General features: G+C 42.0%; 20 protein-coding genes. 6 read left to right on the forward strand and 14 right to left on the reverse strand.

Annotated elements, in window-relative coordinates:
* Position 1: 1 nt before the first annotated feature.
* From BK575_RS25580 to BK575_RS25595, 4 genes are all read right to left on the reverse strand, one after another.
* The gene (locus tag BK575_RS25580; RefSeq protein WP_078414335.1) at positions 2–292 is read right to left on the reverse strand and encodes an EscU/YscU/HrcU family type III secretion system export apparatus switch protein; all 291 of its coding nucleotides are present in this window, start codon (positions 290–292) and stop codon (positions 2–4) included.
* Entirely contained in the window at positions 289–2175 is a 1887-nt protein-coding gene (locus BK575_RS25585) for a hypothetical protein (RefSeq protein ID WP_078414336.1), read from the reverse strand. Before BK575_RS25585 ends, BK575_RS25580 begins: the two co-directional genes overlap by 4 nt.
* Positions 2176–2514: 339 nt before the next feature.
* Positions 2515–3198, reverse strand: a complete 684-nt coding sequence (locus BK575_RS25590; RefSeq protein ID WP_078414337.1) for a response regulator — start codon at positions 3196–3198, stop codon at positions 2515–2517.
* 42 nt (positions 3199–3240) lie between these two features.
* Entirely contained in the window at positions 3241–4395 is a 1155-nt protein-coding gene (locus tag BK575_RS25595) for a sensor histidine kinase (RefSeq protein WP_078414338.1), read from the reverse strand.
* 322 nt (positions 4396–4717) lie between these two features.
* Here BK575_RS25595 and BK575_RS25600 point away from each other — a divergent pair, with 322 nt between their 5' ends.
* From BK575_RS25600 to BK575_RS25610, 3 genes are all read left to right on the forward strand, one after another.
* A complete protein-coding gene (locus BK575_RS25600) occupies positions 4718–5350 on the forward strand; it encodes a YigZ family protein (RefSeq protein ID WP_078414339.1) in 633 nt (210 codons plus the stop codon).
* 374 nt (positions 5351–5724) lie between these two features.
* The gene (locus BK575_RS25605; RefSeq protein ID WP_078414340.1) at positions 5725–6804 is read left to right on the forward strand and encodes an LCP family protein; all 1080 of its coding nucleotides are present in this window, start codon (positions 5725–5727) and stop codon (positions 6802–6804) included.
* Positions 6805–7143: 339 nt separating this feature from the next.
* On the forward strand, positions 7144–7584 hold the full coding sequence (locus BK575_RS25610) for a hypothetical protein (protein WP_078414341.1): 441 nt from the start codon (positions 7144–7146) through the stop codon (positions 7582–7584).
* A gap of 723 nt (positions 7585–8307) precedes the next feature.
* On the opposite strand, the gene BK575_RS25615 is transcribed toward BK575_RS25610, so the two are convergent.
* Positions 8308–9369 (reverse strand): glycosyltransferase family 4 protein, encoded by a 1062-nt coding sequence (locus BK575_RS25615; protein WP_078414342.1) that lies wholly within the window; start codon positions 9367–9369, stop codon positions 8308–8310.
* Between the two features lie 626 nt (positions 9370–9995).
* Here BK575_RS25615 and BK575_RS25620 point away from each other — a divergent pair.
* Together BK575_RS25620 and BK575_RS25625 are read left to right on the forward strand one after the other, a co-directional pair.
* Positions 9996–10226, forward strand: coding sequence for a hypothetical protein (locus tag BK575_RS25620; RefSeq protein ID WP_078414343.1), 231 nt, complete (start codon positions 9996–9998; stop codon positions 10224–10226).
* An 8-nt stretch (positions 10227–10234) separates the two neighbouring features.
* On the forward strand, positions 10235–11608 hold the full coding sequence (locus tag BK575_RS25625; protein WP_078414344.1) for a SpoIID/LytB domain-containing protein: 1374 nt from the start codon (positions 10235–10237) through the stop codon (positions 11606–11608).
* 39 nt (positions 11609–11647) lie between these two features.
* Here the strand turns inward: BK575_RS25625 and BK575_RS25630 are convergent, their stop codons facing one another.
* The 8 genes from BK575_RS25630 to BK575_RS25665 form a co-directional block, all read right to left on the reverse strand.
* Positions 11648–12421 (reverse strand): S-layer homology domain-containing protein, encoded by a 774-nt coding sequence (locus tag BK575_RS25630; RefSeq protein WP_078414345.1) that lies wholly within the window; start codon positions 12419–12421, stop codon positions 11648–11650.
* Positions 12422–12442: 21 nt separating this feature from the next.
* Positions 12443–13960, reverse strand: coding sequence for a murein biosynthesis integral membrane protein MurJ (gene murJ / locus BK575_RS25635; protein WP_078414346.1), 1518 nt, complete (start codon positions 13958–13960; stop codon positions 12443–12445).
* Positions 13961–13989: 29 nt separating this feature from the next.
* Positions 13990–14472 carry a PssE/Cps14G family polysaccharide biosynthesis glycosyltransferase gene (gene pssE / locus BK575_RS25640; RefSeq protein ID WP_078414347.1) on the reverse strand — a complete coding sequence of 161 codons (483 nt, stop codon included), beginning with the start codon at positions 14470–14472 and terminating at the stop codon, positions 13990–13992.
* On the reverse strand, positions 14469–14954 hold the full coding sequence (pssD, locus tag BK575_RS25645; RefSeq protein ID WP_078414348.1) for a PssD/Cps14F family polysaccharide biosynthesis glycosyltransferase: 486 nt from the start codon (positions 14952–14954) through the stop codon (positions 14469–14471). The genes pssE and pssD overlap by 4 nt, the downstream gene beginning before the upstream one ends.
* Positions 14955–14960: 6 nt before the next feature.
* Complete coding sequence (locus BK575_RS25650) at positions 14961–16061, reverse strand: glycosyltransferase (protein ID WP_235867444.1); 1101 nt, start codon at positions 16059–16061, stop codon at positions 14961–14963.
* Between the two features lie 16 nt (positions 16062–16077).
* A complete protein-coding gene (locus BK575_RS25655; protein WP_078414349.1) occupies positions 16078–17217 on the reverse strand; it encodes a polysaccharide pyruvyl transferase family protein in 1140 nt (379 codons plus the stop codon).
* A 550-nt stretch (positions 17218–17767) separates the two neighbouring features.
* Entirely contained in the window at positions 17768–19315 is a 1548-nt protein-coding gene (locus BK575_RS25660; protein WP_078414350.1) for an IS1182 family transposase, read from the reverse strand.
* Between the two features lie 152 nt (positions 19316–19467).
* Positions 19468–20919 carry an N-acetylmuramoyl-L-alanine amidase gene (locus BK575_RS25665; RefSeq protein ID WP_078414351.1) on the reverse strand — a complete coding sequence of 484 codons (1452 nt, stop codon included), beginning with the start codon at positions 20917–20919 and terminating at the stop codon, positions 19468–19470.
* Between the two features lie 248 nt (positions 20920–21167).
* On the opposite strand from BK575_RS25665, the gene BK575_RS25670 reads away from it, so the two are divergent.
* Positions 21168–22403, forward strand: coding sequence for a polysaccharide deacetylase family protein (locus BK575_RS25670; RefSeq protein WP_078414352.1), 1236 nt, complete (start codon positions 21168–21170; stop codon positions 22401–22403).
* Between the two features lie 226 nt (positions 22404–22629).
* Here BK575_RS25670 and BK575_RS25675 read toward each other — a convergent pair whose 3' ends face one another.
* Positions 22630–25395 (reverse strand): S-layer homology domain-containing protein, encoded by a 2766-nt coding sequence (locus BK575_RS25675; RefSeq protein WP_078414353.1) that lies wholly within the window; start codon positions 25393–25395, stop codon positions 22630–22632.
* Between the last annotated feature and the right edge of the window lie 95 nt (positions 25396–25490).

Below are 25490 nucleotides of genomic sequence, written 5' to 3' on the forward strand. Positions count from 1 at the left end.
ATCATCTGTCCCCTTTCCGGCGAACCGTGTCTTTATTTTCAATCTCTTGGATAAACATAAGCATTTCAGCAATAACTGCATATAACTGTGGAGGAATATTTTCTCCTAAATCCATACTTGTCAGCATTTCAAGCATTGATTCATCCTGCTCGATTGGGAAGGATTGCTCCTCTGCTTTCTTCTTCAATTTCGATACAAGCTGTCCAGACGTTTGACTTAAAGACTGAACCTTGCTGTCTCCATATGGATGATAAGATTTTAGCTTTCCTTGATAAGGTGAATAATGGCTCATACCGAATAATCAAAACCTTCCCATTTAAAAGTAGACTTTGGACTTTTGAACACTTGGTTTCCTTCTTCTCCCCGTTTCTCAAGCAGCTTGTCATAGTGCACCGATGTAATCTGAAAACCAATGTCACGAATCGCCTTGGAAAGCTTCTCTGTTAACGGCTTTGCTTCTTCTAAAAATTTCTCATTATCATTTTTAAATGTGATGCTAAGCTGACGATTAACAGACTTCAGAGAAATACCTAAATCGCCGGCTGTTTTTGTTTCTAATAAGAAATAAAGGCTGCAGTTTTCCCAATCCATCTTGTCAAATTTATTTTTAGATGTAATAAATACTTTTACATCATTTACTTCTTTACCAATTTGAAGAGGAAGGCGAAAAAAAGCATTTTGCACTTGATTCGTTCCTTCATGCTTATTTAATAATTGCTGTCCTGTTACTTGCTGCAGCATATTCGTTAAAGCTGACGGAAGCTTTTCCTTTCCTTGTCCCTCCTGTAAAGCTAATAACGCACTCTTTACATCCTGCCCGCTCGGTGTCTCTTTGCTTTTAAAAACAAGAGAATCCATTAATTCATGTTCCCGATTCAACCCCAGTTGCCGAATCAATTCAAATGCTTTCCTACCTGTCATCTCTTGTGGTGATATAAACCGCTCCGTTCTTTGCATCGTTTGCTGCAAGGCGGACTCTTTCACAGCAGACAGCGCTTCATCTTTCACATAGTGGACCACTTTCACTTCAGAAGGTTTATATTCAAGTTGTTGGATGATCTCTTTTACTTGCTGAACGACTTTCAAGGAAGACTGCAGTTCGCCCTTTACAAAGAGGTGTTTGGCTTCATTCAATAGAGTACTTGCTTGCAGCATGGATTTTTCCGTTTTCATATCGGCATACAATAAAAAGTCGCTTTTCAAAATCACTTTATCCAACTTATGAATGGTGGTCTCCAATAAAGGCTCCACTGCCTGCTGTCTGTTTGATTGCATACTTTTTTCCAGCAATTGAAGAATTTGATTTGCTTCCTTTTGATAAGTTTGAAACTCTTTTGCAAGGTGTTTCATCTTCGTCGTAACAGCCGTTACAATTACATTTTTCGAGGACGACTCTATAGGAGTCATATACATCATTTGGTCGCTTGTTTCTATCATGCTCCCTGGTTTATCTTGAGATTCAATAGTTCCTTCTAATAGTTTCTCAAGCTCTTCTTGTTCTTCTCTTACGGAAACATTTGAGGTTAACCCCTCATAAGCCAACTTAACTAGAGTTTGTATTTCTAATGTGGTTTCTTGCACATCCTCCGTTGAAAAAGACTGAATGGAATCACCCATGGTCAAAGCCCATTTTCCGTGCAGCGCTTCATGAACCACTTGTAATACCCCCGCTTGTATAGGCAATTTTTTCTGAAGAACCCTTTCTATTGTTTTTTGTTTATTTTCAAATGTTCCATTTGTTTCTTTCCAAAAATCAACAATAGGTTTTATATGCTCTTCACTCATCTCCCCCTTCTCTAACTGCCGGCTGATATATTCTTTTAGTTTCTTTTCCCCTTCTAAACCTCCAAGTATATCTATAATTGATTCCACCTTTAATGATAACGGCGCCTTGGGCAAAACAGCATTCCACTCTTTAACTTCTGCCGTTTCTCCTTCCATCTTTTGAACCTGTACCATTACTTCCTTTTTAGCACCAATTGGTGAATAAAATTTCATTTTAATGTTTTGATCACCTACTTGGACCATCGCTTCTTGATTACTTAGTTTTTCTATAATCTTGCCCTTCACTACATCTCCCTGCTGAAAATTAGGAGATTCCGGTATTATTTCTTTTCCCCTCGCCCACAGCCGATTTTGAATTTGCATGGTTTTCACGCTCCGAAATCCGTTCATGATTTGTTCTTTTTATCGGCAAATTCCGCTAATTTTTTTATATAACTAAATGCCTAATGTCATTAGAAATTTTGTGCAAGGTACAATCAATTATTTTTGTAAAAAAACAAAATCCCAGGAAACAGCAACGTTTTCCGGGATTTAAAAAGTATTAGTTAATTGGCTAACCTTTATGACTGAGTTTTATCCTATTTAGGTCTTTCTGTTCTTATATCTTAAACAGGTTCTTCCATAAGCGGTTGCCAAGGACCCGCAAGGAATCTTGGCAACCGCTTATGCACAAAAAATAGGACATGAGCGTGTTTTTGCCCATGTCCTATTTTTGTATGGTTTCAGATGTTAGCGAACCTCTACCCAACCGTTTTTAATGGCTACGACCACTGCTTGGGTACGGTCATTCACGTTCATTTTTTGTAAAATGTTACTCACATGGTTTTTAACTGTTTTTTCACTAATGTATAAAGCTTCTCCAATTCCGCGGTTGCTTTTACCATCAGCCAAAAGTTGCAGTACTTCACACTCACGGCGCGTCAATAAATGCAGCGGACGGCGGATTTCCACTTCTTGCATCGAGTATGTAGAGGCTTGTCCCTGAGACGCCAAGCGGCGATATTCTTTCACCAAACTATGTGTGACTTTCGGATGCAAATAAGAACCGCCTTCTGCGACTACTTTAACAGCTTGTACTAATGCGTCTGCATCCATTTCCTTAAGCAAATAGCCGCGCGCACCTGTTTGTAGGGCATGTGTCACATATGTTTCATCATCATGAATCGATAAGATGATGACTTTCGTCTCATCATTGGCCTCGACTAATTGTTTTGTTGCTTCTATACCATTGACAGATGGCATGTTGATGTCCATGATGACCACATCCGGTGCATATTGTTCAACAAGCTGCAACGCTTCTTGTCCATCATCGCCTTCTGCTACCACTTCAAAATCGCGTTCAAAGTCTAAAATACGCTTTACACCTTCACGGAATAATTGATGATCATCAATGATGACGATTTTCGTTTTCATCTTTAACTCCTCCCCAACCGTATAAAATTGATCTTTATCTATTTACTTTGCCGAAGCGGGCATTGGGACTTTAACCATAACAAGTGTCCCACTGCCTATTTTAGAAGTGATGTTCAACTCACCTTCCAATAAATCAACCCGCTCTTTCATACCCATTAAGCCAAAAGAATTTTCTTTTTTCTCTGATTGATCAAAACCTTTTCCATTATCGCGAACAGTGACCATTACATGCTGATCCTTCATTTCCATTTTCACCTGGATGTCAGAGGCATCCGCATGCTTTAAGGCATTCGCTACCGCCTCTTGTACTAAACGAAAGAGGGCCACTTCTAATTTTGATGGAATTCTCTTTTCCTGTCCAATGGAAATAAACGTAATCTTTGGGTATCCATTGTTATATTCCTCGATTGTATCTAAATACTTCCGAAGTGTTGGAACTAGGCCTAAATCATCAAGTGCCATCGGTCTTAAATCATATATGATGCGACGAACTTCATATAGAGCCGAACGAACCATTTTTCGCAAATCCCGTATCTCTTGCAATGCTTCTTCTGGACTACGTTCACGATAAATGCGCTCAATCAGCTCTGAACGCATCATCACATTCGCGAGCATTTGAGCCGGACCATCATGGATTTCGCGTGATAACCGCTTACGCTCTTCTTCTTGCGCCTCAATAATCCGAAATCCGAAATATTCTTTCTGGATGGCATCTTCTACGATTTCACCGACCTGCCTTAAATCGCTCGTCAAATAATTTAATACGACAGAGATTTGCCCCACTAAATGATCGGCACGAACCATGGTCTCATTCAGGGCCACTAAACGACGTTCAACCTCATCTCTGCGGCTTCTAAGCTGTGCTTCCGTTTGGCGGTTCATCATCAGCTTCGTTTGCAATCCATGTGCCTTTTCATAGGCGTCTTTCACTTCAGGCTCTGTATAAATCTTAAAATGCCGGCTGACTTCAGACAGGCGCTGCCGAGCGAGGCGGGCATGCATTTCAATCCGCTCTCCCTCTGTAATCGTTTCGATTACCTGTCTTTTCAGCTGCTCAAGCTCTTGTTTCAATTGTCCGTATTCTTTTCTTGCATCTTCTGCAATGCGGTAAATCTCGCCCTTACTGTCATCGACCGTAAAAATGATTTTATCTAAAATTTCATCTAAAACTTTGCTTGTTAATTTATTTTTGGACATTGTTTCACCTCTAATAGGCAAACTTCCTGTTGCAGCATATGCAGTTTTGAATATACCTTCTCTCTATATAATTCGTTCCCCTTCTTTTTTTATGGGGGACAATAGCATAATTTTAGTAATATTTTTTTTAATCACCTAAAAAGAATTATTTGCCGCATAAAATAGGACGCTTTATAATGAAGAAAGGTTACAAATTCATTGAAAAAACGACATATTCGCTACTAAGCATATAGTATCAAAGGGATAGCACCAGGACGTTACACCCACGTTACATTTACATTACATTTTATTTTATTATGAGTAATCAGGAGGTCTGATATTTTTGTTACCTCAATATTATACCGCAAAGGGACAGGGCGAGCATGAAATCGTCATTCAAAAGTCCCGATTCATCTGTCATGTCAAACGGGTAACGACGGAACAAGAAGCCCAGGAGTTTATTCAGGACATCAAAAAACAGCATTGGAATGCCACCCACAATTGTTCTGCCTATTTAGTCGGGGAACGCGATCAATTCCAAAAAGCAAATGATGACGGCGAACCGAGTGGAACAGCCGGCGTACCTATGCTTGAAGTATTGAAAAAGCGTGGACTGAAAGACACGGTCGTTGTCGTGACCCGTTACTTTGGCGGGATCAAATTGGGAGCAGGCGGTCTTGTACGAGCATATGGAAAATCGGTCTCTGAAGGGCTTGATGCAGTCGGTGTAGTAAAGCGTACACTCATGCAAGTCATGCATACAACGGTCGATTATACATGGCTAGGAAAACTGGAGAATGAATTGCGTTCATCTGTATACAGCCTGAAAGAAATTCACTACCTTGATAAAGTCGAAGTGGAAACATTCGTGGAAGAAAGCCAAACGGAAGCCTTCACCAGCTGGATGATCGAGCTCACAAACGGCCAATGTGACATCCGAAAAGGCGATGTCACCTATTTAGAGGAAGATATATAAGAAATGAGGAGGCGACTGTTCAGCCTTGAGAGGCGTTGGAGCTCCTGACCGGGAAACCGTTCTTTGGTTTCATGGGCAGAAGTGAAACGACCGAAAGGCTAGGAGCCGCAGCTAGACAATATAAGCTTGCGTTCGAAACACAGCCTCATTTGCACAACCCTATCCTTCAAGCATAAGCAGCAAAGTGACAGTTTACGAATAGTCAAAAAACATGTACAATGAAATTTGGCGTACTTTGTTGAATGTTTTCATTTGACTAATTAGGAAATTTATACACAGATGAGCAGGTGTTGATGTGCATCTCTTGCACACATACTATTAAAAGAGGCTGTTCAAAAAGATGATTTCATTCTTTCTTAAAAAGGAGAAACCATATGTCTGATTATAGACGTTATCAAAAGAAGGTAAATAAGCGAAAAAGAAGACGACGACTGTTTTTCTTATTCATTTTACCGGTTTTAATTATTGGTCTTAGCGCCACTGCCTACGGTTCGTATTTATTCGCAAAAGCGAAATCAGTTGTCACCGACTCGTTTGAAGAAGTCGGAAACCGCGATACGTCCCCTATGAGGAACGAGAAAATTGATCCGAAAAAAGACAATATTTCGGTCTTATTTATTGGAATTGATGAAAGCGAAATGCGCAAAAAGAATTATTCCGGATATAAGGGAGGCGTTACTCGTACAGATGCTCTCATCTTAGCAACGCTCAATGAAAAAGATAAATCAGTAAAACTGGTTAGCATTCCCCGTGATTCTTATGTAGAGCTTGCTTGCGGTAATAAAAAGACACGAATCAACGCCGCTCATGTAGAAGGCGGCACATTATGTACCATTGAAACAGTTGAAAATCTGCTTGATGTACCTGTTGATTATTATGTAAAAGTAAACTTCAATGCCTTCATAGAGGTTGTTGACTCACTTGGCGGAATTAAGTTTGATGTTCCTTATGATTTAAAAGAAAAAGACTCTCAAGATCGCCGTAACGCAATCGTCCTTAAAGAAGGCGTTCAAACATTAAATGGTGAAGAAGCACTGGCCATCGCCAGAACGCGAAAATATGACAGCGATATCGAACGTGGGAAACGCCAGCAGCAGCTGATTCAAGCCATTGTAAAAGAAGCAGCTTCCATGGGATCCATCACAAAATACGGCGACATTATTGAAGCCGTTGGCGATAACATGAAAACGAACATGAAGTTCGGCGAGATGCTGTCGTTTTATGACTATGCAACCCATGGCTCGAATGTTAAAATCGATACACTCTCATTAAAAGGCGAAGATTATCAGCCAGGGAGTGCCTACTATTACAAATTGCATGAGGAATCTATTGAAGAAGTGAGTGAACTTTTAAAATCACACCTTAAGATGCCAGGCAGTACACCTTTAGAGGAACTGGAAGCAAAAATGGAGGAAAGTGAATCTACAACTAAAAAGAACGTGGAAAAAAACTAAAAACATCGTTCTCCCTTTTTAAGGGAGAACGATGTTTTTAGTTTTAGGAGAGCGAGTTATTTCTTAGATAAAAAAACTGAGTAAGAGAAAACTACATAGCATTTATATAGTATTGTTTAACCCATGCGTTTATTTTAACCCCATACCTTATAACATACTTTATTATATACTATCAATCAAACGTAATTTTTATTGATTACTAAAATAAAAATCCTATTCATAAAATAGTATAAAATAACCATTTTTACTATAAAAATAAATATATGGTTGAAAATAACATTTTTTTCTTTAAAATGTAATTGTTATAGAAAATACATCAAGTAGGGAGAATTAGTAGAAATGTTTAAAAAAGCAAAGAAACTAGCAATTACATCATCACTTATTTCCGGTTTAGTAATAGCAACATCAATCGGAACAGCAGAGGCTGCGACAGGCTCTTGGACAAGTGTACCAAGCTCAGGAACAGGTTGCCAAGTCCAAGTATGGACCGATGCTACATCATATGGTTCAGGGGCTAGCACAGTTGATGCTTATGCAAAAACGAATGGTAAGTGTAATAGAACTTTTTACTATAAAATGAGTATGCGTACTGGAGGAGGAGACTATGCTTCCTCGCAAACTTTTACTGGCAGTTTCTCTTCACAATCACCTACAAAATCTTTTGATATAAGTAAAATAAATACATCAGAAGGAAACTTTGTAGAAGTACAATTGTATTCGGATTCAGCTCGTACAAAATACCTTACTGCAGTAGACTCAGACGATCTTTCAATAAATTAAAAATTAACAGATAATACATACTCAAAGTGTATAAAAAGAAATCTTACAGAAATGCAGGAGGATATATCTGTAAGATTTCTTTCTTAGTATTAACTTCTGTTAATACTAGACTGCTTGCTAAGCTCTGAGAATTTTAAAGTATAATAGACATAAAAATTAGTCTGCTTTTAATTCGATTAGAAGTAGACTTTTTATGTTATCAAAAGATTAATAGTGCTGACTTGGACGAATTTTGGGTCATACTCTAATTTTAATTTGTGAGACACACCCCATGATTACCCTATGTCTAAAGTATAGTCTTTTTCCTAGTAGGCGTTCACATAATTGAGATGTTTGGGAATCATGTCGTTCATCTATAGATCGTTCGATAGCGTTATACGTTTGTTTATCTTTTGCTGTTTTGATGGATTCAATTATTATTTGAATTTTGCGATAACAAGAATCAGTCTGAAGACGGACTTAATCATCCTTATTATCGCTCTCCTAACAAAATAATACACTTTTTAATCAAATAAAGCGGCACAGAAAATCCCTAGTGTGACCGGATTCTCTATGCCGCTTTAATTTAATGAGATATCAGAATTTATACTTTTAATCATGTCCAGCTTCAGTACCCAAACCCTCGAGTCCCTTCAGCGTTCATTTTAAAGGTGAAAAGCACCTTTGCTATAGAAAGCTTCCAGCACTCGTCAGGGCTAAACAGGCACTTACGCTTTTCTTACTTTACTGTTTTACGCGGCTGTATCGAACGCCGCTCACAAAATTTAATATCGGTCGGTAGTTTTTATCGACTAAGCCAATTTTTTCGACGATGATTTCAATGGCTACAAGCAAGATGCCCAATACAAGAAGAGATGCCCACATTCCTTGTACTTTCGAGAAAATGACCGCCGCTAGTCCAAAAATGGCGCTCATCGCATAAATGATCAATACCGTTTGGCGATGGCTGTATCCCAAGCGCAGCAAGCAGTGATGCAAGTGCGACTTATCAGGAGCCGATAAAGGCTTATTTTGAACAATTCGGCGAATAATCGCAAAGAATGTATCTGAAATCGGAACACCTAAAATGATAACCGGAACAATAAAAGAAATAACAGTAACGTTCTTAAATCCTAAAAGAGATAAGACGGAAATGATATATCCTAAAAATAACGCTCCCGTATCTCCCATGAAAATTTTCGCCGGATGGAAGTTATAAAACAGAAAACCAAGTATGCTTCCCAGCATAATGAATCCCATTGTTGTAACAAAAGCGTTCCCCATCATAATCGCCATTCCTGAAATGGTAATTAACACAATGGAAGATACCCCGGCTGCCAAGCCGTCCAAACCGTCAATCAAGTTAATCGCGTTCGTAATCCCAACAATCCAAAGAATCGTTAATGGAATGCTAAAGAATCCAAATTCTAATGTCCCGCCAAACGGCAAGTTAATGAATGAAATTTGAACACCGCCATACACGACGACAATCCCTGCAGCGAGAAGCTGCCCTGCAAGCTTTATTTTCGGCGATAGCTCCATCATATCATCGAAAACACCCGTAATGATAATGATGAAACTTCCGATTAAAAGCGGAAAAGCATACATACTTGTTGGCTGCATAATAAAATACCCAACAAGAAAGCTAATGAAAATCGCCAAACCCCCGAGACGCGGCATAATGCGCTGGTGAACTTTACGTTGATTTGGTTTATCTGTAGCACCTATTTTAAAGGCCAATTTTTTGACCAAAGGAGTGACTAAAATAGATGTAATAAAACAAATAAACAAGGTCAAATATAACATATAGACCCTCCTTAAGTTTATCTTAACCAAAACGATTGCTTACACATACGTGTCTTTTACAATGGATACAACTTACATCTTTATCGCACGATTCGAAATATACGGTTCGGCAGCTTGATTCAACCTATTGCCGCAAATGAATCATTTTCTTTCTACAGCAGCCGTATATTTGTTTGAATTTTCAAAAGAGTTGGAAATCTTGTCAATTCTAGTCGACTCACAACTTGGATTATAACACAATGAATCTATGACTTAAATAGAAATTTATACTCAACCTATCTCTCCTTTCAGTTATTATCTATATACTCTACTTAATAGCTCGACACGTTTTTATTCTATCCGAAGGTTCTCAATCAGCCATCCAGGCAACTTGAATCGCCCCTCAAAGATTCACCTATGCGGATGGCGCCACCCCCGCAAGGGGGGTGGCATCCGCTTAGGTCTAGAAAGTTTGACATGGCCGTTCTTTGGCCATGTCAAACTTTCTAAATCAATCTATACATTTTCTTCTTTATCTACAATTTTCCTTCTTTTCTTCAAATATTAGTCAAAATTCCTCCTGATTTTGCTATAATGCTAGATAGATAGCTTAATAACATGATTTAGATCGAATTCAGGAGGTTCTCATGTTACGTTTGAAACGAAAAATAGCCATAATTGTTTGTGCTTCCACGTTATGTATAACCGGATTGGCAGCAACTAAAACCTCGGCGAACGGAGAGTCTGTTTTGGCGAGCGTTGAATGGGTCATGAGCAAAATCAACCCATTGCAAAAGAAAGTAGATAGTTTAGAAACGAAAGTAAAAGATCTTGAATCCCAAGTAGAAAAGCTCAAACAAGAGCTGGAAAATAAATAGGTGATCCCATGAAAAAATGGATGCCTTTTCTATTGATGCTCACATGTATGATCCTATTCCCATCTGCTTCTTTTGCGGCAAGCAGCGGCTTGCCTTTCTCGTATAAGACGGAAGTGAAAGTACGTTTGTTGCAAAAGCCTGCATTTTCTGCCACTCTTACAGGCACCTACTCGGTAATGGATTTGAATGGAAATGCAATCATTCCGTTAAACGGACAAACCGCCCTTTCCTTTCAACAGCAAAACGGCCAAATTACATTGACGTCCGGAACAGAGGTTTTCACTTCTCCGGCGGGATTCGCAGTATATGAAACAACGGTCAGTGACCAAAATGCATTCAAATTGACAGGGATGGAAACAGCGTCCGGTTCAACGGACGGAACGATGACATTTCGCGGTTCGTTTACCGTTAAACCAGGGAAAGACCGCCCTCTCGTCCTGAATGTGCTTGATATGGAAAACTATTTGAAGGGTGTCGTTCCTAGTGAAATGCCTGCTTCATGGCATACAGAAGCGGTGAAAGCTCAGGCTGTTGCAGCAAGAGGATACGCGTATACTGATCTTGAAAAAAGCAACGTATTGGAAATGACCACCATTCACCAAGTGTATCTAGGAAAGACAAAAGAACATGCAAACTCGAACAAAGCTGTCATGGACACAGCCGGTGTCTATGTAACCTATAACGGAAAACCCGTTAAAACATATTTTTATTCCAGCTCTGGCGGGAAAACCGAACATGCAGAAGACGTATGGGGTAACGCCGTTCCTTACATCCATTCTGTCCAAGATAACTTTGACCGCCATCCGGGTAACACTCATTACGGATGGGAGAAATCCGTTCCAACGAGTACCATTGCCCAAAAACTGCAGCTGCCAAGCACTCAAATGCTTTTAGGGCTGCAGGTCGCGACCCGTACAGAGGGCGGCAATGCCAAGCAGGTGACAGCTACCATTTATGACAAGTCATCGAAGCAAACGTCAACCAAGGAGTTATTGGGAACATCAGCTAAATATCCAGATGCATATCGCAGCTTGTTTGGAGGGCTAAAAAGCAGTAAATTTTCCGTTTCTTCCAATTCATCCTCTTCTATCATGAACGGAAGCGGAGCAACCGAGAAAACAGGTCATTTAATCGGCTACAAAATCCAAAAAGCCGATGGAACAACCGAGTACATTGAAGACATAAACATTCAAGTTCGTACAAAAGAAGGCAGCAGCCTATTACCGACTTATCCGACGAATTTCTCCTTTAAAGGGGACGGCTATGGCCACCGCACAGGTTTAAGCCAATGGGGCGCACGGGGCATGGCTGAAGCCGGTCATTCATATGATGCCATCTTAAAGCATTACTATACGGGCATTGAAGTTAAAAAATTGTATTAAAAAAGTGATGGGCCATCAGGCCCATCACTTTTTTGCTTCTTATTTGATTTGCAGCGCTCGGTCGACAAACGCTGAGAACTGGGAGCGCTTTGTCGGGTCTTCCGGCTTAAAATAGCCGTCATTCCCTGTCGCAATACCATACTGCGAAATGATTTTAATGGCTTCATACGCTTCCATCTGCGGCGGTACATCTTTATAATCATTGATTTCCGTGTCTTTTTCCTTCAATTCAAAGGCCCGCTGCAACACGAGAGCCATATGCTTTCGCTGCATCGATTCAAGCGGCTTGAAAAAACCGTTGCTCCCTTTAAAGAATCCCGCTTCATATACCGTCATGATTTCACGTACGTTCGGATGAGTATCGGGAACGTCTTTAAACACAGAAGGCGTGTTGGACAACGGTAAATTAAATGCTTTGATGAGCATGCTTGCCGCTTGATACCTTGTAATCGTTCTTTCCGGATAAAACTTTTTCTCCTCCGGGTATCCGCGAATGATGTCCTTTTCATACAAACTCATAATATGGGAATAAGCCCAGTGGCCTGCAGGTCCATTTGGAACATCGATAAAAACCGACTGTTCCTGCTCTTTCGCTAAGAGCATATCCACTTCTTTCTTTAGTGCATCCGCTTTAGCTGTGAGATCATCTGTCTTCGTCTCCACTTTTTTCACTTCGGCTTCTGCCCAATCGACACTTGCCACTTCCAGGCTTTCCGCCGCTTTCGCTTCCTGATTCGCCGCTTCCTCACTGCAGGCTGACAAAGCCAGCAGCGAACAGCAAGAACCCCATAAAAGCCATCTATTTATCTTCATCACATTTCCTCTCCTAAACTGCTACGGTGATTTTTTCAACTTTTTGATGATCTGCTCGATTTCGGCTATCCGGCATATCTTCCCGATAACCAGCACCAACAGCATAAAAAACACAAATCCCGCCGCTGCATTCAACAGGGCAATATGTATATGAATTACTTTGCTTATACCGTAGGATGCTATCGCCAATAAAACAAAAAACAACCCATATTTCGTCAAATACGGTGTATTCTTCCTTGCTAATTTTAACACGAAACGACTAGCCAGTAATAGGAAAAAAAGTTGAAAATAGGCACTGATCGTTGTAGCAAGAGCAATAGCATCGGCTCCACCCTTTTCAATCCATAACGCAATCAGAACCACATTCACACCGAATACCGCCAGGACACCGCTCACAACCGGGTACAACGATTTTTCCATCGCATAAAAGAAACGAGTCACGTACACATTAGCAGCATGGGCAAACATCCCGATTACAAATAACTGCAGCAGTCTTGCCGTAACAACCGTTGATTCTGCTGTAAAAGATCCATATTCGAATACCAATTCCACCAAATCACGCGCATAGAAAAAAATGAAGATGGAAACTGGAATAATCGCCATCAGCAATAGACGCAAGCCTTTATCATACATAACGGAAATCTCTGCAAACTGGCGATTGGCCGCTTTTGCAGCCAGCGTCGGATAGATGACCGTCGTGACAGCCGTCATTAAGATGACTTGCGGAAGCTGGACAAGCTTTGAGGCGTAATTCAGGGCTGCCACTGCCCCATCTTCCAATTGGGAAGCAAATACACGGTGAAGCAGAAAATAAAACTGCAGCGTCGCACCGCCCAGCAAGATCGGAATTCCAACTTTCATCATCCGCTTCGCATATTCCCCGTTTTCCATCGCCCATCGAAAACGGAAAGAAAGCAAACGGTCGCGCCTTAAATCCCTTACAAGAAGCACGATCATGCTAATAGAACCAAGCAAGGCCCCCCATCCATATGCTTGTGCTCCCATAAAGGGATATAGAAGAACCGCAAGCAAAACAAAACCAGCATTATTAACTAGCGTCGAAAATGCTGGGCCAAAGAAACGATCCTGTATATTTAATAAACCGGAAAACCACATCGACATGACTAGAAACAGGGTCGAAGGCGCCATGATAGCCAAAAGCATCGCAGTTTTCTCACTTTCTCCTTCCGTTAACCCGCTGAACAAGACATCCGTCACTTCACGGGAAAACAGAATAAAGAAGAGTGACAACAGGGCCATACTCATGGTTGTATACGTAAAAATGAGCTCTTTAAACTGCTCTTGTTCCCTGATGGAACCGACTTTTTTGTAAATGCTGATGAACGCGGTTGTAACGGCACCGCCTGCCACCAAATAAACAAATGTCGGAATCGTATAGGCCAAAATGACCGAATCCGCCAAAGCGGATGTTCCAAAGTGATAACCGATGACGGCTTCACGCAAAAAACCAAATAAACGAGAAATGATGTTGACGATCGTGACAACACCAATGATTTTCAGAAGTGATTTCTTGGGCATCCTTTATCCCTTCCTTCTCCCCTCGCAACTTACACATTTTCTTCAATGAAGTTTTCAATAAGGGAAAGAATGTCTTTTCGTCCGCTTTGAAAAGAAGCAGGTTGAAAAGAGTAAATTTTCTCGATGGCCGCGCCTAAATCCTGCTCATCGTGCCAGGCAATTAAATGACCCGTCGCTTCAAACTGATTCACAATTTCCAGCTGGTGGTCATCATTGTGCTCACCATATTTAACCAGTCTAGGCGCCGCAATCATTTTCTTGTTTTTCTTGAGTCCTGATGTAATGGAGCCCGTCCCGCCATGCGTCACAATATAAGAAGCTTGATTGTACAGCTGGTCCATTTCTTCATAGCTTGTAAACTTAACAAGCTTCATCTTAGAGGACTTATAGGACGTGTGACCGGTTTGTACAATCACTTCTTCTCTAATATTCCCTTTTTCGATTTGCTGTTCCACAGCCTTTAACAGCCTTGTAAACGGCAGCTCATGCGTTCCTAACACAACTAAGATCAATAGATTGAACCTCCATATACAGCTTTTGGATAGTGCACTTTCATGGATTCCCACTGCACGATAAATAAATCGGCAATCGGATAAATGAGCCGTCCCGAAAGCGTCGGAGTCGTCGTCTTGGCAAAACTTTCGATAAAGATGACCTTTTTGCCGAAGAGTTTTGCAATGTAACACATCGGTACGGCTGTATGCGCACCCGTTGTGACGATCACATCTGGTCTTTCTTTTAAAAATAAATACAACGACTTAAAGCAGTTGTAAGTAAACTTGAACAGATAGCGGAATAAATAATTTCTCGCTCCATACATTAAAAATGACAATTCGTATTCTTTTTTCAGCTCTTCTGTAATGACAGATCGCTCTGTCACAATATGGTAGTCATATGTGGAAAAAAGAGGTTTCAGCTGCAGCAGCTGCGTCAAATGCCCTCCAAGAGAAGCAATGAACATGACTTTTTTCCGTTTATTTTTTTTCTTTAGCATTTCTCTCTACCCTCCAGGAGGAGAATAAACCTCTAACACTTTTTGAATTAAATATCGTTGATCATTCTCTCGCGCTCGGTTTTCGCCTTCTTCTAACAATTGTTCCACAAATGGTCCATCTTTTAATACATCTGCTATTCCCTTATATAAAGATTCATCATCATGAGGCTCCACAAGCACTCCGGCACCGTCCGCCAGCAAATAGCGAAGTCCGCCTACCTTTGTGCCGACAACAGGGGTATGACAGCTCATCGCTTCAAGTGCCACAAGGCCAAACCCTTCAATATGCGATGGCAGTACAAATATATTGGCCGCCCCCATCCATACCGCAATCTCCTTTTGATTCATCGCGTCCAAAATATGAACGTCTTTTAGATCATGCTCTTTAATCAGCCTGTCCAGTTCCCGGCGAAAGCCGACATCTTTGACGGCACCGATTAAATACAGGGATGCGTTTTGTTCTTCTCGTTTCACTTTAGCATAAGCCGCAATTAATTCCACTAAGCCTTTTTGACGAATTAAATTCCCGACAAATAAAAGGATTTTTTCATCTGGAGGAAGCTGCAGCTGCTGTCTGGCAGCTTCCCGTCCAATCGGCTTGAATACATCACGGTTCACACCCATATTAATGATGGACAGCTTTTCGTGAGGCACATGAAATTCTTCATGAATCGTACGATGAAGCTCATGGCCGACCGCAATGACATGGTCCGCCTCCCGCAAAATGCTTTCCGTCCATTTTCGGATCTTTGGAGACTTCTTGGCCATGCGGTCGATGTCGCCTCCATGCGCCGTGACAATCATCCGTTTGTTCCAAAGCTTTTTATATAATAATGCCAGCATACCAGTCGGAAACACATAATGGGCATGAACGACATCATATGCCTTCCCTTTCGTCAGCAAGTTCCCTAACGTATGAAGCAGCCACATTCCGTATTTTTTCAATACATTGGCTTTTCCCATCTTCGGGTTGGTAACAGCCAGCACATCGACGTCAAGCCCTTCCTTGCGCAGTGCTTCTACCTGATTTTTGACAAAAATCCCAAATGTCTTGGCTTGTTGTCCGGGATACATGTTGCTGAGCACAAGTATTTTCTTTTTCTTCATGTATCATTCACCATGCTTACATTAATTTCGTTAATTGCTCAATTCCTTTTGCCGCTTCTTGTTTAAAGGCTTCTGAAATCGTTTCGAATTCTTTTAAGGTCCCCGCCCAATCCGTCTCCATCCGCTCCACAAGGGATAAAAACTGATGGCCGTTCGTCTCAAGGGAGTCGATAGCTGTAAAGTTTTCCGTTCTTCCGATCGTTCCCATAAAATCTTGGACTTTCTGGTGATAACCAATCCCAATAATCGGTGTCTCTGCAACGACTGCCAATATTAAAGAATGAAGCCTCGTTCCAATCACCAGATCATGCTCCCGGCAAATATCGACAATGCGTTCCGGATATAAGTTTTCTTCTACAATCACAGCAGCATGCTGCTGTTTCATCTGCTGAAAGATATCCTTTGTCACTTCGATGTCTTGCGGGTATTTCGTAGAGAAAAACGTCACTTCCACACCCTTCTCTTCTACAAGGCGATCGAGGTTTTGAGCCATCCCTCTAATATAAGCCCCGTATTTTCGGTCATCCGCAGACGGCCAGTATTGACGGCTGAAATAAGGAACGGCTGTCACGGCCACCTTCTGCACGTTTGACCCTGCCGGCCCTCTCTCTTTTGAAGGAACAAAAAAAGCAGGGTCTCCAATGACCTTGACCTCTTTTTGAATGCCGATCGAATGCAAAAGCTGTTTGGAATGCTCATCCCGAACCGAAATAGAATCCGCTTTATTCACAAGCTGTTTAATGAAGAATGTACCGGGCTTTGTCGTAATAGGACCGGCTCCCACTCCGTAAATCGTCACCTTGCAGCCTGCGTAATGCCCGAGTTGGCCTAATGTGCTGTAAAGCGGTGCATCACGTTTGTACATATCCATCAGCAAACCGCCGCCGCCGATAATCAATAAATCAAGCTGCTTCATAATGGCATAACTTTCTTTGACGGTATGTAAAACGGAAAGCAAAAAGTTTCCCTTTTTATGCAGCAAACGGACCGATTTCAACCCGTATCGGTTCGTTGTGTTTTCTGGATGGTTGCTGAATACAATAATATTCTCTTTTTTGACGGCAAGATGTTCTATTAATTGTGTCAAAATGCCTGACAAAATGGCTTCATCCCCATTATTGTCATGCCCATAGTTTCCGATTATGCCTACACGCATCAGACATACACCTAATTCATTTAAATTTTTGTAAGAAAAGCGCAAGCGCCTGTCTATCAGCTAAACCCGAGAGCCGGCAGCGCCTGGAGCTAGACACTCACTCATCGAAAGAGTGATGCTTTCTTATCTTTTAAACCGGGTTTGTCGATCATGTCGAATGGCATCATTCGACATGATCGACAAACCCGTTCAGTAACAACTTTTTTATTATACTACTCTTAAGAGAAGGATTAAACCTTTGTTTTACGTCATTATACCAGTTTTTATCTGCCGACAACAGCGCGACCCCTTATCCCCTCTGCGTATACGAAATATGGACGATAAGAAAACAGCTTATTGGAAGGTGTCCCTATTTTTTAATTGAAATGAACCGTCTGCTTCTAATTCTCGCCTTTACTGGATTTCTGATGACGATTCATTTTCAGGAGGTTGAAGGAAGCTGGGTCAAAAGGTCGTTGATTAACGACTTTTTTGACCCAGCTTTTCTTTTTGGTGTAATGATTTGGTTATAATTGGATAAATCCGTTCATTTGAAGGGATTTCCTTCTCTTTATCCGGCCATTTTTTGCTTTATTTTTATTTGTGTGGCCCATTTTTTGAGATTATGGGCAACGCAAATAAGACCCCATTCCACCGTATTTTTGGAAAGGCCTCTTAATGAGAATCGCTTGAATCCCTGATTGTGTTTGATTTGTCCAAAGACAGGTTCCACTTCGATTTTTCGCTTCCGATACTTCTGGGAGCCTTCTTCCGATGAAAGCCGTTCGCGCACCTCTTTTCGCTGCCTTTGATTGTTCATGGACACTTGAATGCTTTTCGTTTCCTTATCCTTGGCACAAGCTGATTGAAAAGGGCAACCTGGACACTCGGTACAAAGGTACGTTCGTTTGATGGTTTCATAGCCATTGTCTGTTTTCTGTCGACTTTCATATTGAAACATCAAACGTTTGTCGTTCGCACAAATCCACTCGTCCAATTCTTCATCATATGTCATATTTTCTAAACGGCTGACTTGTTCTTTCCATGCTTTCGTTTGTTCCTTATCCAATGTGGTGTATTTGACATACGCCTTGATGTGTTCGGTTTCGCAATACGCGTAGTTTTCTTCACTTCCGTATCCTGAGTCGGCCGTCAAGGCTTTCGGTTTTGGACGATGGTACTTTTTCAATACGTTCAAATGAGGAATGAGGCAAGTCGTATCTCCAGCTTTTTGGTGAAGGCTGAATCCGGTGATGAACTGCTCTTCCGTTCCGATCTGTACATTGTAGCCAGGCTTCAGTTGTCCGTTTTTCATAGGATCCTCCTTCATACGCATGAAGGTCGCATCGTGGTCCGTCTTCGAATAGCTGTTCCGTTCACCGAGGATTCGCGTTTGTTCTTCGTACTTCTGTTTCCGGGGAAGAAGGTCTTGTTCAAGCTGGCGTTTTACTTTCTTGAGTGTGCGGTCCTTCGGTTTCTGTTGAAGTCGATTCTCCAGCTTTTCAATCGTTTCTGCAATCCTTTCAGACGTAATCGGTGTCTCCTGTTCCGGCGTGGAGAGTGGTTCGGCCTGCTCGTCTTCTTCGGTCGTCTCTTCAATGTGCGCCACCAGCTGCCGGAATTTCTCATTCAGTTGTTGATCATACCGTTCTGTGGCTTTTTTCCATGTGAACGTATATCGGTTTGCGTTGGCTTCAATTTTGGTTCCGTCCACAAAGTAATCTTCCAGCTTCACCATTCCTTCCTGATGAAGTAAATCCACAATCGAGAAGAAGGTTTCATAGATAATGTCTTTCATACGCTCGGAACGGAAACGGTTGATGGTGCGGAAATTGGGCTTTTGATGGCCAGCTAACCACATAAAATAGATGTTTTCTTCTAACTGTTCCGCTATTTTTCGGGAGGAATAGATTCCCTTAATGTAGGCATAAACGATGATTTTTACCATCAGTTTGGGGTGAAAAGGAGGACGGCCGCCTCCAGGATATTGCGACAAGAACAGGTTCATGTCCATTTGTTCAATCGCATGGTCGACCACTCGGCAGGCGTGATGTGGGGGAATCAATACTTCAATATCTAATGGAAGAATGAGTTGGTTTGTGTTATACTGTTGAAACATAAGAATCGCTCCTTTGATGTGTTGTTTGTTGTGGTGACTACAGTATATCAAAAACAGGCGATTCTTTTTGTTTTTTTACATAAAAAAACAGGGGTGTCCCAAAAGGTTAGCGCTGTGCGCTACCTTTTGGGACACCCTCCTTCAACCTCTTTTTATTTTTTATAGTACTCGACAATCCCGCGATAGATGGCTTCCGCAAACAAGTCATAATATTCCTCTGACTTTAATTTGGCTAAGTCACCTGAGTTTGTAATAAATCCTAACTCAACAAGAACGCTTGGCATATCGTTATTACGCAGAACATAGAAGTCATTGTCTTTTATGCCTCGATCGTTCATATCGGCTAGTGCTACAATTTGCTTTTGAATTTCAGAAGCGAGTTTTTTGCTCTCTTCGCCATTTAAGTTTTGTGAAGTGTCATAAAATGTTTCCGCACCGTTTGCGCTTGGGCTTGCAGAATTGGCATGGATACTTACAAACATATCTGCATATTTCTCTTTGGCCAAATCGACACGGTCCCCAAGCGTTGGATATGTATCACCAGAACGAGTCATGATGACCGTCGCACCCGCTGCTTTTAACTTCGTTTCCACACGCTTTGCCACTTCGATTACAATTTGTTTTTCTGTAATACCGGAACCGACCGCTCCAGGATCTTTTCCGCCATGTCCGGCGTCAAGGACAATCACCCGCTGAGCGACAGGATTTCCTTCCGTATTCTTCAGTTTCAAATAAAGTTTGCTGACATAACCGGTTTGATTTCCATATTGGACTTTTACCCAGTTGCCGCTTACAGATAAAACGGGAACCGTTTTCCCCTTTGAAAGTGTTCCAATTACCCCATTGCTTGTAGATGGACCCGAACGAACATTTAAGCCGGAAGTCAATGATACCGCTACCGTCGACGTATCAATGGACACCGGAGGCTTTTCCGTCTCCACACCGGACACATCATCATCCGTTGATTTCACACGGAAATCCGGGTTGATGGTGCGCGCCAAAGAAGCGGAAAACATGGCACGGTCCGCCAAGTTAAATGGTTTAAAGTAACCATCATTTTTCGTAATAATTCCTTCGTTATAAAGTGCACTAATATAAGGACGCATTTCGTGATTAATATATACGTCAATAAACGGTTCATTCCGATCGGCCGGAATTGGCACATCAAACGCATTAACAAGAATTTTGGTCATTTGTTGACGCGTTAAATTGTCCTCCGGACCGAATTTCCCATCGCCTTTTCCAGTGAAAATTCCAAGCTGATACGCTCTTTCAATCCAGCCGGAAGCCCAGTGGCTTTTTGGAACATCCGTAAAGCTTGCTGAAGAAACACTTGCTTCTTTTTCTCCCAACGCAATGATAAGCATCTTTGCCGCCTGAGCACGCGTGAGTGAGTTGTTAGGCGCAAAATAGCTGCCATATCCTTGAATGATAGATTTTGAGTTTAAATAATAAATTTCCTTGCTTGCCCAATGAGTGGACGGAACATCAGAAAAACTTGCTGCTGCGCTAACCTCCATGACCGGTTGAGGTGCAGCCCCAGAAAACGGTGACATCGCGACAAAAAACCCTACAGCAGTGCAGGATAGGATTTTTTTCAACATAATTTGACGGCTCCTTTCAATTTACAACATATTCCTAGGTTAACAAATATATTACTATGTTTCCATAAAATATTAGTACTGATTTTTTAGAACAGGTTATTAGTCCCAAAGATATGCCATTCCAATAATGTAATTTATTGTAAATATAGTAGTTTTAAAGTATAATATTTTGGGTATTTAAACCAGTTAACCAATAGTTAGTCTGTCCTTTTTATCGGACAGAGGAACCAAAAGTTTAAGAGAAATGGATGATTATGTTGAAAAAACTCGTAATATGTTTACTGTTACTCACTGTTTTTTGCCACGTATGGACAATCGATGCATATGCACAAAACGAACCAAAGAAAAACTGGGTTGAAATGAAATACAATCATGTCATGATTTATGAAAAGGTTGACGGCAAGCTGGTTCCTTATATGATTTTAAACTCCCAGCAGGCTTATGACCTTCAAGGATCAGCCAGCCAAAACTGGTACAAGCTAAAGGTAGAACAAAAAGATGTTTATGTACCTAAGATCCGGATAAAAAAGGCTGAAAATAAAAACATCCAGTCTATCAATATTAGTTACGAGCCTACCGACGCATCGATTAAAGCGATAAAAGATACATCAGTATTCGTTTCTCCTTCAACCGAAGGAAAGGTGGTCGCTTCTTTATTGAAAGGAATGACGTACCCCGTTTTGTTTGAACAAGGTGATTTTTACGGCATTGACATTGCCGGTGTCAAAGGTTTTGTAGCAAAATCAGACATCACTCCCCCTAAGGAGGAGTCACCTTATGCAACAGCCGTTCCTGTTCTCATGTATCATCATCTGTTAAGACAAGCTGAGAACCAGTTCCCGAACAATAACGTGATTTTAAATCTAGAAAACTTTGATCAGCAGATGAAATACTTGGCGGATGAAGGCTATACAACGATTATGGCAGATGAATTAGCCTTGTTTATGAAAGGTGAGCTTCGTCTTCCTAAAAAATCGGTTCTGATTACATTTGATGATGGTCATAAAACCAATTATTTATATGCGTATCCGATTTTAAAACAATACAATATGCGTGCCGCTGCTTTTATTATTACAAATCGCATTCAGCCGCTGCCCGCCGCTTTCGACCCGGCCCGCTTACAATTCTTAAGTACACAGGAAATGGAAAGCATGAAAGATGTGTTTGAATTTGGCAGCCATACAAACGGATTGCATAATTTAGAAGGAATGACATCACAAGTTTTATTAAAATCTCCAACAGAGTTGATGGCTGATTTCACGACAAGCCGTGACATCCTTCAAACATCTTATTTTTGCTATCCTTTCGGTCAGTACACGCCTCAAACCATTTCGCTGTTAAAACAAGCTGGTTACACAGCTGCTTTTTCCACAAAAGAAGGCTACGCGGAACCGAACGAATCACTCTACGAAATCCAGCGTTTCGGCGTTTATCCTTACACAACGATGGATGAATTCAAGAAAATCGTATCCGGTTTAAAATAAAAAAGAAAAAAGACCCTGCACGATTGCGCAGGGCCTTGAGAAAGGGGGGATATAACCTTGTTAGCTTTAGTATGCCCTCTTTCAGTATTCTTATACATTAACTAAATAAAAAAATCTTAAATTATGAATATGGGAACTTATCCATCCTTTTAGCTTGGATAAAGCTTACATAGGTTCTCATAACACAGAAAGGATGGGCACTCTTTGCTCATCCTTTCTGTGTTATTTATTGGAGAATCCGGTAGAGGAACGCGCTGAACTGTGCACGTGTCACCGGGTTTTGTGGTCGGAAGGTGTTATCTTCCTTATACCCTGTTGTAATGCCATTGGCTGCTAGCGCAGAAATTTCCTTGTAAGCCCAATAACTATTCGGCACATCAGCGAAGTTTTGAGACATATTTCCCTCCAGACCGTATGCCCGAGTCAAAATGGCAGCCATCTGAGCTCTCGTTAATATCCCGTTCGGATCGAAGCGCCCATCCGGCTTACCTGTTACAATTCCCATCTTGGCAATCGTGGCAATTTCCTTGTAATAGATGTGATCTGCCGGTACATCGGAAAAGCCCGGATCGACAGGGTTGGATGTATCCAACTTCATCGCTTTAGCCAATAAGATGGCAGCATGGGCCCGTTTTAGCGGTTGGTCCGGCTTAAAGGAACCGTCGCCGTATCCTGTAATGACGTTGAGTTCTGTCCAATATTGGATTTCATTATATGCCCAGTGATCATTTTTTACATCCGTAAACAACGGTTTGGCAAAAGACGTTTCGCTGCTGTAGACTGCTTGCAATCCATCAAACGTAATTGCGCCCGTTCCCTGTTTTTCAGCAGATGCTTCCGCCACGTAAACTTGTTTCAGCTGCAGCGGCATTACCGCATTGGCAGGAATAGGAGCTTGGACATGTTTCCAGCCCGTCCAATTCAAACCGCCTTCTTCTGTAAAGTTGATCGTATGCTCCGTACCGTTTCCGTCGACGATCTTCCCTCTGAGCCAGTGGCTCTTTCCGTCTCCATGTACCCACATACCTAAGCTTAACGGTTTACCCGATATGGCAAGCGGCTGTTTTGCGTTGACATAGGCCGCCGCAATTTCGCCCTTTGCCGGCGCAAAGTCATATTGAAGCTTTACTGCTCCCTTTCCTTCATTGACGACATCACTTGCTGCAAGCGATGCATTTGCACGGGCAGTCGAACTATTCCATTGGTTCACATCGTCCATGCTGCTCACAGTAAGAGGATCACTTCCCACCGTTACCGGAATAGAAGCGGATACCGAATTAAAGGAAGCCGAGATGGTACCTTTTCCTTTTACGCTTCCCGCTGTAAATAAACCGCTCGGTAAGATGGTTCCCACATTTCCGGAAACGGACCATTTTAGGACTGCAGGATTAAGCGTCACTGCATTTCCATTTCCGTCCACTCCTTTGACAGCCATCTGTGCTGTGCTTCCTTCCCCGATTGGAAGAGAGTTTGGTTGAATCACAATTTGCTTGATTGTATCATTTACGGTCAGCGGCAGTTTCACAACGGCTTGTCCGTATTTCACGACGATCGAACCGCTTCCCCCTTTTGTTGCTGTAAAGGTCATGCCATTAAACGTACCAGCAAGATCACCTTCTATTGATAAAGATGCTTTGGAAGCGTCGACGTTTATGACATTGTTATAACGATCCAATGCCGATTTAATGCTAACAGTGGTCGTACCTCCTGTGGCGATAGATGGCGCGGTCAATCCTGCATTCAACGTGACTGCTTCACCAATAGGAGCCGTGCTGACAGCTTGAAGAGTCGTTGATACGGCCCTTTCTGCCGTCTGTGACGGGGAATTGGCTAATGTCGCATAAATATTTCCCGGCTTACGGACTGCCATCGCCGTGGAACCGCCCCCGTCCAAGTTTAATGCCCGGTCAGCGCCAAGGCTCACTAAATACTGTGCAAACTCTGTCAATGTCATCCCTTTTGCGTAACTGCTCTGACGTCCGTCCGCTGTCACAAAGAAGACTTTGCTGCGGTCTTTGCTGACGGCCACAGCCGTACGCGGATTACGCTCTTTCGCACGCGAGCTGTTCGGATCAATTGTCATCGAGACCTTCCCGTCTTTGACAAGCATCGGACCGCTCGCCAATATGTATTCGGCATTTTTCCATTTCGGCTCGATGTCAACCGTCAACTGAATCGGATCACCCGGCTTCATATCCTTTAAGGCAGCCGCTAACGTTCCTCCTTGAACTGATAGAACAAAACCGTCTTGCGGAATGACGGAGTTCCCCGCACCGTATGGAGTCACCGCTTGAACCGTCCCTGTTACAACCTCTCCAAATTGCAAGCCTTGATCCACACGCTTGGAAGCTTTCGTAACGACAATTTCCATTCCATACGAGTTTGTTCTTGTACTCGAATAACTGAATTGCGGTGTATATAGAATCACTTCATTTGTACCGCGCGCTTTATTAATAGAAGAAACTGAAAGCTGGCCGCCTGAATACGTGACGGAAGATTGATAGGCAAACTGATCAATCAAAGGCTTTCCGTCAGCCCCCACTCCAAATGCAGTCGGCACGCTCATATATTCATCAAAACCGCTTGAAATAACCCCTAAATTCATGATGGTATTGTTCACGGCCAGTAAATAAGCCGGAAGGCCGGTATCAAAATGAAAGAACCCTGCATTCACAGCTCCAACAACCGAATGTCCCGCTCTTGTATCGGCTTTCGCCTGGGACGTAACGGTTGCTCGCTTCGATAGCGGGTCCGGTACTCCAACCTCTACTTTTGTATAAGGATCTGCTAAATTCATTTCCAGTACCCGGACCGCCTGCGGTGTCGAACCACCGTGTCGAATGTCCTTGTATGCCACTCCCGGCGTCACTTGAGTACGTTCACTGACCGTCCCGCTTGATACTTCAATGGCTTGTACAGTCGCAGCAGGCATGCCGCTCGCAACAACCTGGAAGCCAAGTACCAGCGCAAGCAACGGTTTTTTCCAATCCATTCTCCCCAACACTCCTCGCTATTTTTCTCTGAAAATAGTCAGTGGAATTTGTAAGATTATCCCACATTATGGAAACTAGTGACTATTTTTCTCTC

It is taken from the genome of Priestia abyssalis (genome assembly GCF_002019595.1).
Taxonomy (GTDB): Bacteria; Bacillota; Bacilli; order Bacillales; family Bacillaceae_H; genus Bacillus_BA; species Bacillus_BA abyssalis.